15 protein-coding genes are annotated in these 13,506 nt (G+C 61.2%); all 15 read right to left on the reverse strand.

Features of this window, described 5'->3' with window-relative positions; translation table 11 throughout:
• Positions 1-15: 15 nt before the first annotated feature.
• The 15 genes from fusA to GGQ74_RS02745 all read right to left on the reverse strand — a co-directional run bounded on the left by fusA (position 16) and on the right by GGQ74_RS02745 (position 13,460).
• Positions 16-2,067 (reverse strand): elongation factor G, encoded by a 2,052-nt coding sequence (fusA, locus tag GGQ74_RS02675; RefSeq protein WP_167939987.1) that lies wholly within the window; start codon positions 2,065-2,067, stop codon positions 16-18.
• Positions 2,068-2,129: 62 nt separating this feature from the next.
• Positions 2,130-3,005, reverse strand: coding sequence for a hypothetical protein (locus GGQ74_RS02680; protein WP_167939988.1), 876 nt, complete (start codon positions 3,003-3,005; stop codon positions 2,130-2,132).
• 87 nt (positions 3,006-3,092) lie between these two features.
• Positions 3,093-3,821: an outer membrane protein assembly factor BamD gene (locus GGQ74_RS02685; protein ID WP_167939989.1), complete on the reverse strand. Its 729-nt coding sequence runs from the start codon at positions 3,819-3,821 to the stop codon at positions 3,093-3,095.
• 204 nt (positions 3,822-4,025) lie between these two features.
• Positions 4,026-4,346, reverse strand: a complete 321-nt coding sequence (gene trxA / locus GGQ74_RS02690; protein WP_167939990.1) for a thioredoxin — start codon at positions 4,344-4,346, stop codon at positions 4,026-4,028.
• A 194-nt stretch (positions 4,347-4,540) separates the two neighbouring features.
• Positions 4,541-5,635, reverse strand: a complete 1,095-nt coding sequence (gene tsaD, locus GGQ74_RS02695) for a tRNA (adenosine(37)-N6)-threonylcarbamoyltransferase complex transferase subunit TsaD (protein ID WP_342448571.1) — start codon at positions 5,633-5,635, stop codon at positions 4,541-4,543.
• Positions 5,632-6,654, reverse strand: a complete 1,023-nt coding sequence (fbp, locus tag GGQ74_RS02700; protein ID WP_167939991.1) for a class 1 fructose-bisphosphatase — start codon at positions 6,652-6,654, stop codon at positions 5,632-5,634. The genes tsaD and fbp overlap by 4 nt, the downstream gene beginning before the upstream one ends.
• A gap of 192 nt (positions 6,655-6,846) precedes the next feature.
• The gene (locus GGQ74_RS02705; protein ID WP_167939992.1) at positions 6,847-7,647 is read right to left on the reverse strand and encodes a hypothetical protein; all 801 of its coding nucleotides are present in this window, start codon (positions 7,645-7,647) and stop codon (positions 6,847-6,849) included.
• Positions 7,648-7,843: 196 nt separating this feature from the next.
• The gene (locus tag GGQ74_RS02710; protein WP_167939993.1) at positions 7,844-8,704 is read right to left on the reverse strand and encodes a tetratricopeptide repeat protein; all 861 of its coding nucleotides are present in this window, start codon (positions 8,702-8,704) and stop codon (positions 7,844-7,846) included.
• Entirely contained in the window at positions 8,688-9,017 is a 330-nt protein-coding gene (locus GGQ74_RS02715; protein WP_167939994.1) for a septum formation initiator family protein, read from the reverse strand. The genes GGQ74_RS02710 and GGQ74_RS02715 overlap by 17 nt, the downstream gene beginning before the upstream one ends.
• A gap of 10 nt (positions 9,018-9,027) precedes the next feature.
• On the reverse strand, positions 9,028-9,306 hold the full coding sequence (locus tag GGQ74_RS02720; protein WP_167939995.1) for a hypothetical protein: 279 nt from the start codon (positions 9,304-9,306) through the stop codon (positions 9,028-9,030).
• Between the two features lie 20 nt (positions 9,307-9,326).
• Positions 9,327-9,974 (reverse strand): zinc-ribbon domain-containing protein, encoded by a 648-nt coding sequence (locus tag GGQ74_RS02725; protein WP_167939996.1) that lies wholly within the window; start codon positions 9,972-9,974, stop codon positions 9,327-9,329.
• Positions 9,975-10,003: 29 nt separating this feature from the next.
• Positions 10,004-11,167, reverse strand: a complete 1,164-nt coding sequence (locus tag GGQ74_RS02730; protein WP_167939997.1) for a type IV pilus twitching motility protein PilT — start codon at positions 11,165-11,167, stop codon at positions 10,004-10,006.
• 15 nt (positions 11,168-11,182) lie between these two features.
• Positions 11,183-12,265 (reverse strand): type IV pilus twitching motility protein PilT, encoded by a 1,083-nt coding sequence (locus GGQ74_RS02735; RefSeq protein WP_167939998.1) that lies wholly within the window; start codon positions 12,263-12,265, stop codon positions 11,183-11,185.
• Positions 12,266-12,329: 64 nt separating this feature from the next.
• A complete protein-coding gene (gene pgsA, locus GGQ74_RS02740; RefSeq protein ID WP_167939999.1) occupies positions 12,330-12,893 on the reverse strand; it encodes a CDP-diacylglycerol--glycerol-3-phosphate 3-phosphatidyltransferase in 564 nt (187 codons plus the stop codon).
• Positions 12,894-12,899: 6 nt separating this feature from the next.
• Positions 12,900-13,460, reverse strand: coding sequence for a lytic transglycosylase domain-containing protein (locus tag GGQ74_RS02745; protein ID WP_167940000.1), 561 nt, complete (start codon positions 13,458-13,460; stop codon positions 12,900-12,902).
• Positions 13,461-13,506: the final 46 nt, after the last annotated feature.

Consider the following 13,506-nt stretch of genomic DNA (forward strand, 5'->3'; position numbering starts at 1 on the left):
GAAAGTGGTTGCACACTAGCCAAGGACGTCGAAGCGGGCGAACTTCATGATCAGCCCTGCCCTACCCTGGGTGACGGAACGCAGCTGGGTGGAGAACCCGAACAGCTGTCGCAGAGGCGTAAGCGCCTGCACGATCTTCTGGCCGTTCACGTCGAACATGTTGCCGATTCTGGCACCCTTGGTGCCGAAAAGACCTATCACCTCGCCCACGAATTCGTCCGGGACGTTGACCTCCACATTCATGATGGGTTCGAGCAGTTTCGGAGTCGCCTGTGCCAGCGCCTGCTTCAGGGCCAATGCGGCGGCCATGCGATAGCCCACGGTGCTGGACTTGCCGTCCACCCGGCGAAGCTCGCGCACGATCACGCGAACATCCTGCACGGGATACCCGCGCACCACACCGCTCTGCAACCCGTCCTCGATACCTTCGGCCACGGCGTCGAGCCAGTCGGTCGGCCACGCCTCGGGATCGACCTCAAGAACAATGTCCCGCCCAGCCTGCCGAGGAAGCGGCTCCACGGTAAGACTCACGAAGCCGTAATGCTCCACGTCGCCAAGCTCGCGGTCGAACTCGCCCTCTCCCGGCGCACACTGGCCCACGGTTTCCTGATAGACCACCTGCGGCTTGCCGACGCGCGGGTCCACATTGAACTCGCGACGCACACGGTCCAGCACCACATCGAGGTGCAGCTCGCCCATGCCGGACAGCACCAACTGTTCCGTCTCCTCGTCGATCTTCACGTCGAGGGTGGGATCTTCGAGCAGCAGCTTGCGCATGACTTCTTCCAGCCGTTCGGCCTCGGCGCTGCTGCGCGGCTCCAGAGCCAGCGAGATGACCGGCTTGTAGCCTTCGATATGCTCAAGGATGACCGGATGCTCGCGCGTGCACAGCGTGTCTCCGGTGCGAGCGAACTTCATGCCAGCGGCAGCGACGATCTCGCCCGCCACGGCACGTTCGATCTTCTCCCGGTGCCCTGCGTGGACGCGATAGAGGTGCGCCACGCGCTCCTCCTGCTGCTGGGTGGCATTCCAGACGACCTGCCCGGATTCGAGCACGCCGGAGTAGACGCGCATGAGCACGAGCTTGTGCCCGGAATCGAGATTCACCTTGAACGCGAGGACCGACAGCGGTTCCTGCGGTGAAGGCTCCATCGTGATGCGCTTTTTCGTCAGCGCGTCCGTGCCGGTCTGGGGCACCACTTCGAGGGGGCTGGGCAGATAGGCACACACGGCGTCGAGCAGCGGCTGAACGCCGATATTTCGCAGTGCGGAACCGGCGTAGACCGGAACGATCTTCAGACCAACGGTCAGCTCGCGCACGGTGGCGTCGATCAGTTCACGCGCGGGGTCCTCGCCGGAAAGAGCCGCTTCGAGAATAGCGTCGTTGGCTTCCGAGACCACGTCGATGAGCCGGTCGCGCCACGGCGCGGCCAGTTCGGCCTGCTCCGGCGTCAGGTCGAAAGCCTCGTAGCTTCCGCCACGCTTGTCCTCGTCGAAGACGAGATAGCGCATGCCCACGATGTCAATGACGCCCGTAAATTCCGGTCCCGCGCCCACGGGAATCTGCATGGCCAGTGGCGACGCGCCGAGGCGCTCGCGCATGGCGTCGAGCACGGCCTCGAAGTTCGCGCCGATGCGGTCCATCTTGTTCACAAAGGCCAGCTTGGGAACGTGGTATTTCTCGGACTGCCGCCACACGGTTTCGGACTGCGGCTCCACGCCGCCCACGGCGCAGAATACGCCGACCGCGCCGTCAAGCACACGCAGCGAGCGTTCGACCTCGATGGTGAAGTCCACGTGGCCGGGCGTGTCGATGACGTTGATGGTGTGCGGCCCCCACGTGCAGGTAGTGCATGCCGAGCCGATGGTGATCCCGCGCTCCTGCTCCTCGGGCATGAAGTCCATGGTGGCCGTGCCTTCGTGCACCTCGCCCATGCGATGGATCTTACCGGTGAAATAGAGGATGCGCTCGGAGAGCGTCGTCTTTCCGGCGTCGATGTGGGCGATGATGCCAATGTTGCGCAGCGACTGGATGTAGCCCTTGGGGACGATGGGAGTATTCGGCATGTTCGGCATCCTGTGCGAAAGTGTGGCGGTATGAGGACGAAACTCGTGCGTATCCAGTGTTTTTACTCGGAAACCACACTCAATGCCAAGCCGGAAACACGAAAATTTTCTGGTCGCAGATCAAGCCATGCCCAGCAGCCTTCCTGACCGGGACAAAGCACGAGACCAGAGCGGGAAAGCGCCTGCTCGGCGAGTTCCTGCGAAACGAAGACGGCATCGTACCCCTGCGCGAGGAAGTCCTCGAATTCGCCAGCGCGCGGTGCAAAGCCATCCGCCTTGTCCTGCGCGTTCCACAGCTCGAACGCCACGTCGGGATGCGCCCAAGCGAGGGTCTCGAAATCCCAGTCGGAATCCGCGCCCCATACGCCGATGCGCGTGGCCGGCTGGTCCAACCACAGCCGCATGTTGCCGCACGCCCTGGCCGCCTGCGCCACCAGCGCGCCGCCAGCTTCGGCTCCGGCACGCACGACCAGCGCCCCACGGCCAAATCCGGCCAGATACTCGATGAAGCGCACGGCCTCGGCCTCGTTCATGGCCAGCACGGTCTCCATACCGCACAATTCCATTCCGGCCAGCACGGCATCGCAAGCGCCGCCCTCCTCGCCCACGCGGACAAGGCAGACGTTGCGCGCGCCGGACAGCACCGCCGGAAGCGCCGCGGCAACAGCCTGCGAGGCGGAGGTGCAATCCGCGCCAAGCACCACGGCGACATAGTCGGGCGTGGCGCTCACGGTACGCGATGAAAATCCGGTACGCCAATCGGCACCGGCGAAAGCTTCGGACGTGCGCACGGGGCCGCTCATCTCGAAAATCTGGGCAATGAGCTTCTTCAGCCATGCCCTGCGCTCACCGGACTGTCCGTCATAGGCGGCGCCAAAGGTCTCATCATCCACAAGGCAGGACACGGCCCATTCGGGAACGAACGGCTTCTCGATCATGTCACTTCTCCTGAAAATGGCCCGTCCGACGCGTCAACGCCAATCCGGGCCACAATGAAAAACGGCCCGCGTGGGGCCGTTTGTTATCTACAACCATTCAAACCACTGTTTCCAGCTTCCCTGTGCGCGTTCGCGTTCCAGTTCGGCAGAGTCCTTCTGGAAACGCATGTAGGCCAGTGTCGAGCGCTTCTGCGCGTACTGGGCCACTTCGGGCAGATCCTGGAAATTCTGGGCGATGGCCGTATAGCGCTGCCATGCGGCCCGGAAGCGTTCCGTACGCCAGTAAAAGTCCGCGACATAGACTTCGTGGTCGGCCATGTACTGGCGGCAGGCGACGATGTACGCGGCGGATTCCTTGGCGTACTTGGTGTCGGGGTAGGTTTCCTGAACCCGCTGGAAGTACTCGATGGCCTCGGAGACGTGCTCCAGCGGCTTGTCGATGGAGGTGAACTGCTTGTAACGGCTCTTTCCGATCTGGAAGAGGACGTAGGCAATCTCCTCGTGGCGGGGATGCAGGGACTCGAATTCGCTGTAGGCATCCGCTGCGAGCTCGTAATCCTCGTTCATGAAGTAGGCGTCGCCCAGGGCGAGTTCCGCGGCGGGCGTATAGGGGCTGAACGGATAACGATCCTTGAGCTTCGCGAAGAATCCGGCGGCATCGGCATAATGCTTCTCGGTCATGGCATCCTTGCCAGCCTCGAAGAGCTCCTGCGCCGTGTCCTCCGGCGGCTCGATGAAGTAGGCGTCGAGATAGCCGCAACCCGTCAGCATGACGGTAAGGGACACAGCCGCGATGATGCGAAGTATTGTCTTCATTTTCCTGTCCGGATTGTCGTTGATCTGTCACGCCCGGAAAAACGGACGATGCTGCGCTGATGGAGCGCCAAAGGAATGCGCCCCCTGTCAGGCTTCCTACAGGAGGCGGGGCTTGGCGGTCAAGCCCGTCGTTCGCACGCGCAAAAAAAAGGGTGGCCGACGCACGGCCGGTCCACCCTTCTCTAAAGCCGATCAGGAATATCCCTAGGCGATCTTGGCGCTGATCATTTCCTTGATGCTGCTCTTGGAAACCGCACCGGTCACCTGCTCCAGAACTTCTCCGCCCTTGAACAGGATCAGCGTGGGGATGGCACGGATGCCGTACTTGCTCGGGGTGCCCTGATTCTCGTCGACATTCATCTTCACGACCTTGATCTGGCCCGCGAACTCGTTGGCCAGCTCGTCGACAACGGGACCCATCGCACGGCAGGGGCCACACCAGGGGGCCCAAAAATCAACAAGCACCGGCAGATCGCACTGCAAAACTTCAGCTTCGAAATTGCCGTCAGTCACTTGCGCAGCCATATCGCTTCTCCTTTGCGTTTCAAGGTGATTTCGAAGTTCCGATTCCCGCGGCGCTACCGCGGGCTGCGCCCGGCTCAGGCCGGACCCACGCGATGTGCGGCATTCATGCGCAATCACGCGGCGATTCAGCTTTTCACATTAAGTTGGCCCTTGCGGGCTGTCAAGGAACTCGAAGCTAGCACACAACCCGGAGGTTATTCAACTATTCTGCGGTAGTCCCACGGGACGGCCCTGCCGCGCGGAATGGCCTCCAGATCGAGATCATGGCACCAGCCCGCATTCACGAGCCGTTCACCCATGATGGCGATCATGGCGCCATTGTCGGTGCACAGCCGAAGCGGCGGCAGCACGCAGCGCAGTCCGTGCGTCTCGGCCAGTGTGGTCATGGTGGAACGTATCACGCTGTTGGCGGCCACGCCACCGGCAACCACAAGCGAGCGCACGCCCGCGTCCGCGACGGTCCTGAGTGCCCTTTCCACCTTGATGCGTAGCGCGTCGGCAATGCACCAGTTGTACGAGGAACACACGAGCGAGAATTCGTCCAGCACGCCAGCCTCAGTAAGGATGGTCTCCACGTCCTCGCCCGGCTCCGGCATGCGGGGCAGGCGCAGATGCGGATGGGCCTCCACGTGATTGACCACGGCCGTCTTGACTCCGCTGAAGCTGAAATCAAGATTGTCGTTGTTCACGTAGGGGCGCGGAAACATGGAATGATCCGGCTGCGCGCGGCGACCGAGCATGTCGATGTACTTACCGCCGGGATACGGGAAATTGAACGTCTTGGCGGCCTTGTCGAAGGCCTCACCGGCTGCGTCGTCCAGCGTGCGGCCGAGGACTTCGAATTCCAGCGGCGAGCGGATGAGGTAGGTCTGCGTGTGGCCGCCGGAAACCAGCAGCCCGAGGGCCGGATATTCGAATTCCTGCTCCAGCGCGGGAGCGGTGAGATGCGCCCAAAGGTGATTCACGCCCACAAGGCGCGCTCCGGTGGCCAGCGCAAGCCCTTTGGCGAACGACAGGCCCACCAGCAGGCTGCCCAGCAGCCCCGGCCCGCGCGCCACGGCGATATTGGCAATGTCGTCGGGTCCGATCCCGGCATCGGCCAGCAGTTCATCGAACAGCGGCGCAAGCACGCGCAAATGCTCGCGCGAGGCAAGCTCCGGCACCACGCCACCGAACAGGGCGTGGGCGTCGATCTGCGTGGCTATGCGCTCCGCGACGAGACGGCCCCGGTCCACAAGGGCCAGAGCCGTTTCATCGCAGGACGTTTCAATGCCAAGCGTCAGGCTCACTTCTTCTCCTGATGCTTGAGGTAGATCTGACGGACGGTCTCGACGTCGTTCTTTGAGCCGATGAACAGCGGCACGCGCTGGTGCAGCTCGGTGGGCTGGTAGTCGAGAATGCGGTTGATGCCGTCGGTGGCCATGCCGCCAGCCTGCTCGATGAGCATGGCCATGGGCGCGGCCTCGCACATCAGGCGCAGCTTGCCCTGCCGCTCCCCGTTGTCGAGGATGCGGGAGGGGTACATGAAGATGCCGCCGTAGAGGAGATTGCGGTGGAAATCCGCCACGAGGGAACCGATGTAGCGCGAGGAGTACGGCTTGCCGAGCGCGTTTTCACGGCTCTTGAAGTAGGCCAGCACTTCCTTGGTCGCCGGGTCCCAGGAGTTCCAGTAGGCTTCGTTCACGGAATAGATGCGGCCCTGCTCGGGAATCTTCATGTCCTCGTGGGAGAGCAGGAATTCGCCGACGCTCGGGTCGAGGGTGAAGCCATGCACGCCCTCGCCGGTGGTGTAGACCATCATCGTGGACGAGCCGTAGATGAAGTAGCCGGAGCAGATCTGCTTGTCACAGGTCTGGAGCACTTCGCGCATGGAGGGCGTCTCGCCGTTCTTCTTGAGGGGACGGCGATAGATGGAGAAGATCGTGCCGATGGAGACGTTCACGTCAATGTTCGAGGAGCCGTCGAGCGGATCGAAGATGAGGATGTAGTCGCCACGCGGCAGGTCGCCGGAAATGTGGATGAGATCGCCATTTTCCTCGGAAGCCATGGCGCACAGCACGCCGGAGCGGCGCATGCGGTGGATGAGGACGTTGTTGGCAAATTCGTCGAGCTTGCGGACCTTTTCGCCCTGGACGTTGGTCTCGCCGGTGAAGCCCAGCACGTCCACGAGTCCGGCCTTGGTCACCTCGCGGGAAATGATTTTGGCCGAGAGAATGAGTTCCGTAAGCAGGCTGGTGAACCGCCCCGTTGCCATGGGCGATTTCTTCTGATGCAGAAGCAGGTGTTCGGTAACTGTAACCTGGCTCATCGTAAGCCCTCCTGATGGAGTCGATCGGAATAGAGCGGCTCTTCAATCATAGCTGAATATGTTTTTACAGGCAAAGCAAAGCGTTGTACGAGGCAAGCGCTCTCATTTGCGACCAAAAAGCGAAGGCCGGCATGCCATGCGGCATCCGGCCCGGCGACAGACCGCGGCCGTCGCATCGCATGCCTTTTCAGGCTAGAAAATTTTCCAGAAACTGCTGGTCTCCTCGTCTTCGCCGGAGATGTGCTCCACGGCGTATATGACCTGACGGTCTCCGAGATAGCGTCCCAGCCAATCGAATTGACGTCCGTCGATGCGGATGGTGCCGGAGGACTGTTCCTTGAGCAGCGCATCCCACGGGCGGTCGAACAGCGCCTCGGCGATGCTGCGATCGCTCCCGGCCCACAGCAGGTTGTCCGGGGTGAAGATCATCAGCTCGTCGGGAGACGGGCAGAACTGGGCAAGATTGCGCATGTCGAAATGGACGGCCATGATGCCCGCCAGATCGTTGCCCTTGAACAGCGCCGTGCCAAGGTAGACCTCGGGGCCAAGCGGCGTGGAATCCACGTAGGCACGCAGCTTCCTGTCACGCAGGGCCTCGCCCGTCTCCACGAGCGGAGCGATGTTCAGGGGCTTCATGCTCATGTCGGGACGGCGCATGACAACCTCGCCATCGAGCGTTGCCGCAACGAAGCCGTCAACCCACGGATATTCCGAGAACAGGTTCTCCATCCACTTCTCGTCGGGCAGTCTGTCCTGACGATTCAGGAATATGGAAAGGGATTCCATGTGCTTGTCCACCGGCGTGAAAAGGGCGGACATTTTCTCCTCGCTGGAGCTGTAGTCCTTCTTCTCAAGATCAACCTGGGGATCAACGTTGATGTATTCCTTGTAGTATACCTTGGTCGTCTTCCAGGTTCCCTTGAGCGTTTCACAGCCCTGAAGCATCATTGTGGCGGCAAGGACCGCGCAGGCAAGCACGAGTTTGCGTTTCAAGTTCCAACCCCTTGTAATCGTCATCAAAGCTTTCGGGCCGTGGCCCACATGTCGCCTTTGGGTGGTGTGACAGAAGATACGGCTTTCTTCAAGCGCTATCTGCCCTCCGGTCCGTCCCGGACCGCCCGGGCAAGACAAGGCCGCCTGATCCCACCGGACACAGGCGGCCGCAATTCTTTAGGAATCCGTCACAGCCCTACAGGGCTGCGCGCGCCTCCAGCCGTTCGGCGAGGGCTTCAAGCGTATGCAGCAATTTTTCCTTGCCGGGCAGACCGACCGGGGGCAGATCCTCCTCCGACTCGACCTCGGCAACGGGTTCGCTTTCGTCCGCCGTCGCCTGTCGCGCGGGGCCGCCTCGCAGCCTACCCTTCAGATTGGCGATGATGCCTTCCAGCTCATCGACTTCCTCATCATCGGCGGCTTCGGCCAGCAGTTCATCGTAGATGTCGAGCGCGCCCCGATAGTCGCCCTGCTCCGCAAGCAGATCGGCCATGGTCCGCGTGCGCAGATTGGCCTCCTCCTCGTCACCGACAACCACGGCGGGTTCCGGCGAGACGAAATGAGCGGCTGGACGAGCGGCTGGCTTCGCATCGGCCTTCGGCGCGGGTGCGGCGTCAATGACGGACGGCTCCGCTTCGCCCACGGGAGCCTCGCCACGATAGAAGGAATCGAGGCCGCGTTCGATGACCTGCGACCACGAAATGCTGCGACCCTGAAAATTGGCGGCGAGGAAGGACAAGGCAAGCGCGGCATCCTTTGCCCGGGGGGCGCAGCTTTCAGCCCACACCTTCCAAAACGCGGGATAGCGCGAAAGCATGCCCGTTATCGACTCCACCTCGGCTGCGGCCTCGCTGCCGCGCCCGAGGGCGTGAAGAATCTCGACCAGCAGGAAGCGGGCTTCCACATGCTCGGGATTGCGCTCAAGCCCCTGTCGCAGGGCCGAGACGGCGTCTTCGAGTTTTCCGTCCTCGAAGTAGAGACGGGCAAGAGGAAAGAAGACCTTGGACGCGGGTTCCAGCTCCAGTACTTCCCTGAACCATTTAATCTTGGTTTGCATTCGTGGCGGCTCCTGCGTGCGGATCGGTCGAATCGGTTTTGGCATCCGGGAAGACGTACACGACTTCGTCCTGAGCCAGATAGTTCATTCGCTTGCGAATTGTGTCCTTGAGGTAGTCCCGGTCGAATTGAAGCAGACGGATTTCACGCGAAAGGTCGCGGGCGCGCCTATCGGCTTCGGCCAGCCGGTCCTGCATTCGCCCACACTCCTCCCGGAGCTTGACATAGGCAAAGACCCCCTGATCACTCGCGAGGAGGCGATAACCGAGGAAGGCATTGAGCACAAGAAGCAGGGCAAGAAAAATTACTCTCACGGCACTGGAATCATTGGACGAGCTTGGACGTCCGCTCGCTACCCAGGGCGGCGATCCCCATGGGAGCTTTCAGTTCCTCCAGAAAGTTGGACGTGGCGCGCTCGATGCGACGCACATCATCCTCGTCGACATTGACCTGATCAATGCGCTTCATGAACGCCTTGAGCTGGCTGAACTCGTCAAGCAGCACGTGCCCAAGCTCGAGGCGCTCGAGGTCCTGTTCCAGCTCGATGATCGTTTCCAGGCAATTCATCAGCCTGGTCTGCAGAACGGCAGTCTTGGAATCCATGGTTTTCCGTCTGGTTGAAGTCAGCTCCCGGCGCTTAGCGCCGCCTTCTTGTAGAATTGGTAATAAAGCTCGTAACCTCTGATGGCTCCATCGAGCAGATCACCAGCCTTATCCCTGTCGCCCGTGTTCATATAGAAATTCGCGCCGTTCTGGAAGGCCAAATTCGGGTCCAAACTCTTTGCGCGGGTTCCGAGCAGCACATAATTGATGGCGCGACGCTTGTGTCCTGGCCATCGGGAAATTTCGGAGAGCAGCCGCTTTGCGGCATCGCCTTCCTCGACGAGCACGATGTCGTAGCTGTTCAGACGCAGCTTGGCAATGGCCTCCAGCTCGTCCGATGACGTGCTGACATGGTAGCCGTTCGCCCCGAACCATGCCTCAGCCGCCGAATGGAAGGCCCCGTCGGCCACATAGAGAAATGCGACCTTCGAGCCGGGAGGGAACATGTCCGGCTCCACAGTGGGCAGATCCAGAATGGGCTGCGCGGGTTCAGGGTACGGCGGGGGGGCGGCGTGTGTAGGCGGCGGCACCGAAGCGCCCGCTGCCGCGGCATCCACGACGATCTTCTGCCCACATTGGGGACATTTGACGGAAAAGCGCCCTCCGGCGGGAATCTTCTCGTCGGCTATGTTCAGCGTCTTGTGGCATTCCGAGCATGTCACCTGCATGGTCGCCTCCTTGTGCGCCGCCGCGGCGGCTACTCCTTGCCGTAGTCTGCGTCGAGCTCCAACCCGGAAATGTCCGTGACCTTGTCACCGCGAAGCGTCTTGATGCGATCCAGCCGCTGCATGAGCGCGGACTTGTCGGACGCGTAGACCATGGCGGTTTCCTCGCTGACCTTGCCCTCCTCGAAGTGCTTCGTCAGGCACTGGTCGAAGGTCATCATGCCGAAGGTCTCGGACGTTTCGAGCACGTTGTAGATCGTCTTCTCCGGAGTCTCGCCGTTGACGACGAGATCCTTGATGCGCAGGTTGTTGCGCAGGATTTCGAAGGCCGCGATGCGCCCACCGCCCTCCTTCGGGCACAGGCGCTGCGAAACGACGAATTTCAGGCTTTCGCCCAGCCGCTGCCGGACGAGATGCTCTTCCGTGGGGTCGAACATGCCGATGATGCGGTTGATGGTCTGCCCCGTGTCGGAGGTGTGCAGCGTACCCAGCACAAGGTGCCCTGTCTCAGCCGCCTGCATGGCGATCTCGATGGTTTCCCGGTCGCGGATTTCGCCGACGAGGATAACCTTGGGCGCCTGCCGCAGCGCGGCCCGAAGCCCGGAGGCGAAGGCGTCGAAATCCTGCCCCATCTCGCGCTGATTGACGGTGCCCATCTTGTGCGGATGAACGAACTCCACCGGGTCCTCAAGCGTGAGGATATGCACAGGGAACTGGGCGTTGATGGAGTCGATAAGCGCTGCGAGCGTGGTGGACTTGCCGCTGCCGGTTGCACCGGTGACGAGCACCAGCCCGAATTTCTCGTGCGCCATTTCGTGGAAGATGGCTGGCAGGCCGAGCTGCTCCACGGTGGGGACCTTCATGGACAGCTGACGCATGACGATGGAAAGCGCCCCGCGCTGGCTGAAGATGTTGACCCTGAAGCGCGCGCGCCCCAACAATTCGTAGGACAGGTCGCAGGAACCATGCTGGACGAGATCGTCGAAGAGGCGCTGATTCTGCCCCATCATGCAGAAGGCGCACGACTCGGTCTGCGCGGGCGAGAACGGCCCCATCGCCGGATCGAGCGGCACGTTTTCGAGCTTGCCGTGCACCTCGGCCTGCAAGGGTTTCCCCGCCACGAAAAAGATGTCCGACGTGGAGGGGCTGTGGTCCAGCACCTGCCCGATAATGTGATCGAACTGCGAACGAAGCATGACGCTCCCCCCGTGTTAGGCTTCGGTGAAGTCGTTGGGGTCCTTCGTGAGGAACTGCTTGAACTTGGCCTTGTCCACGGACTTCTCGTAGGCATCGTTGGGATCGATGATCTTTTTCTGGAGAAGCTTCATGATCTCGTCGTCGAGGGTCTGCATGCCGTACTTCTTGCCGGTTTCGATGACCGAGTTCAGCTGGAACGTCTTGTTCTCGCGGATGAGGTTTCGCACCGAAGGAATGCCGATGAGAATCTCCAGCGCGGCGACGCGGCCCTTGCGGTCGATGCGCTTGAAGAGGTTCTGCGCGACGACAGCCCGTAGCGCCTCGGACAAGCCCGCGCGAATCTGCGCCTGCAAGTCGCCCGGGAAGACCTCGATGATACGGTCGACGGTCTTGGCGGCGGAGATGGTATGCAGGGTCGAAAACACGAGGTGGCCGGTTTCCGCGGCTTCCAGCGCGAGCTGGATGGTTTCGAGGTCGCGCATTTCGCCGACGAGGATGATATCCGGGTCTTCGCGCAACGCACCGCGAAGTGCGGCGGAAAAGCTCTTGGTGTCACGCCCCAGCTCGCGCTGGTTGATGAGGCTCTGCCGGGGCTGGTGCACGAATTCGATGGGGTCCTCAATGGTGAGGATGTGCTGGCGGCGCATGGTGTTGCAGAAGTCCATCATGGCCGCAAGGGTGGTCGATTTGCCGCTACCCGTGGGACCGGTGACCAGCACCAGTCCCTTAGGCAGCATGCAGAGATTCTTAAGGATGGGGGGAAGGTCCAGCTGTTCCACCGTGAGAATCGTCTGGGGGATTTCACGGAAGACGGCGGCGACGCCTCTGGCCTGATTGAAGAAGTTCACGCGGTAGCGGGCAAGGTTCGGAACTTCGTAGGCGAAGTCGATATCGCCCGTTTCCTCGAATTCCTTGACCTTGGCCTCCGGCGTGATTTCAAAAAGCAGCTTCTTCAGTTCGTCGTGCTCAAGTACCTTGTATTTGACACGTTCCAGCTCGCCATGCAGCCTGATGATCGGCTGGGTTCCGCTGGAGAGATGGAGGTCCGAAGCCCCCATTTCATGCATCATTTTAAAAAAGGCATCAATCTGGGCCATGAAAACCCCCCGCGGTTAGGGTTTCTCGTCCGCTCGCCAATGCGGACCGGCATGTACCGCTCCGCTATCCTTCCCGATTTTCCTCATATAACCAATTCTTATAGAATTTGTACAGATAATTCCCGCCGGAAAACACTGTCAGCACAAGGGCGATATAGAGGAAGAACGTTCCGATGCCTACGGGATCGAAGCCGAACCACTCGAAGTGCAAAAGAAGCGGACACAGCGCAAGAATCTGGATCACGGTCTTAAGCTTGCCGTACTTGTCCGCAGCGAGGACCATGCCCATGTCTGCGGCGATGGCGCGCAGTCCGGTCACGGTCGTCTCACGGGCGATGATGATGATAACCACCCACGCGGGAACCCAGCCCATTTCGACCAGCATGATCAGCACGGAGCCGACGAGGATCTTGTCCGCCAGCGGATCGAGGAACTTGCCGAAGTTGGTCACCATGCCCATGCGGCGGGCGATGAGACCGTCGAAGAGATCCGTGAGCGACGCGACGATGAAAACGAGCATTGCGCTCAGGCACGCGATCTTGGAAGGAAAATACAGAAGGACAACGATCACCGGCACGGCAAGAATGCGCGCAAGGGTGAGCTTGTTGGCGAGATTGAGCTTTATCATTATGAATCAGCTGCCTTTGAGTCGATTGTAGATGGTAAGCACCTTCCGGACGTACTGCCGGGTTTCCGGAAACGGAGGGATGCCGCCGTAGCGCTCGACCTGCTTGGGTCCTGCGTTGTACGCGGCCAAGGCCAACGCCTTGTCGCCGAAACGATCGATCTGCATCTTCAGATACTTCACTCCGGCCTCGATGTTGTCCTCCATGTCGAAGGGCTTATCGAGGCCGAGATCGCGCCCGGTATGGGGCATGATCTGCATGAGCCCCTGCGCTCCCTTGTGGGATATGGCATCCGGCTCGAAATTGGACTCCACCTCGATCACTGCGGCCACGAGGCTCGGGTCCACGCCGTGCCGCCGCGACATCCGCCGCACGACGCGCATGATGTCGTCGCGGCTCTTGTCGGGAAAATTCCGGAACACGGCAAAAACGCTGTACGCAGTCGAGGAGGGCCGGTTCGTGAAATGGAATCGGCCCTCCTCGTCCACGAAATAGTACATCTTGCCCGCACCGGCCTGCGCGGCGTCGAGCGTAAGGCTCAACGCCATCACAAGAATAAGGATCGGCATGGTCAACGCGTGGCGCATACCCTACCCTCGCGTCCGATGCGGTACG

The sequence above is a fragment of the Desulfobaculum xiamenense genome (assembly GCF_011927665.1).
Lineage (GTDB): Bacteria > Desulfobacterota > Desulfovibrionia > Desulfovibrionales > Desulfovibrionaceae > Desulfobaculum > Desulfobaculum xiamenense.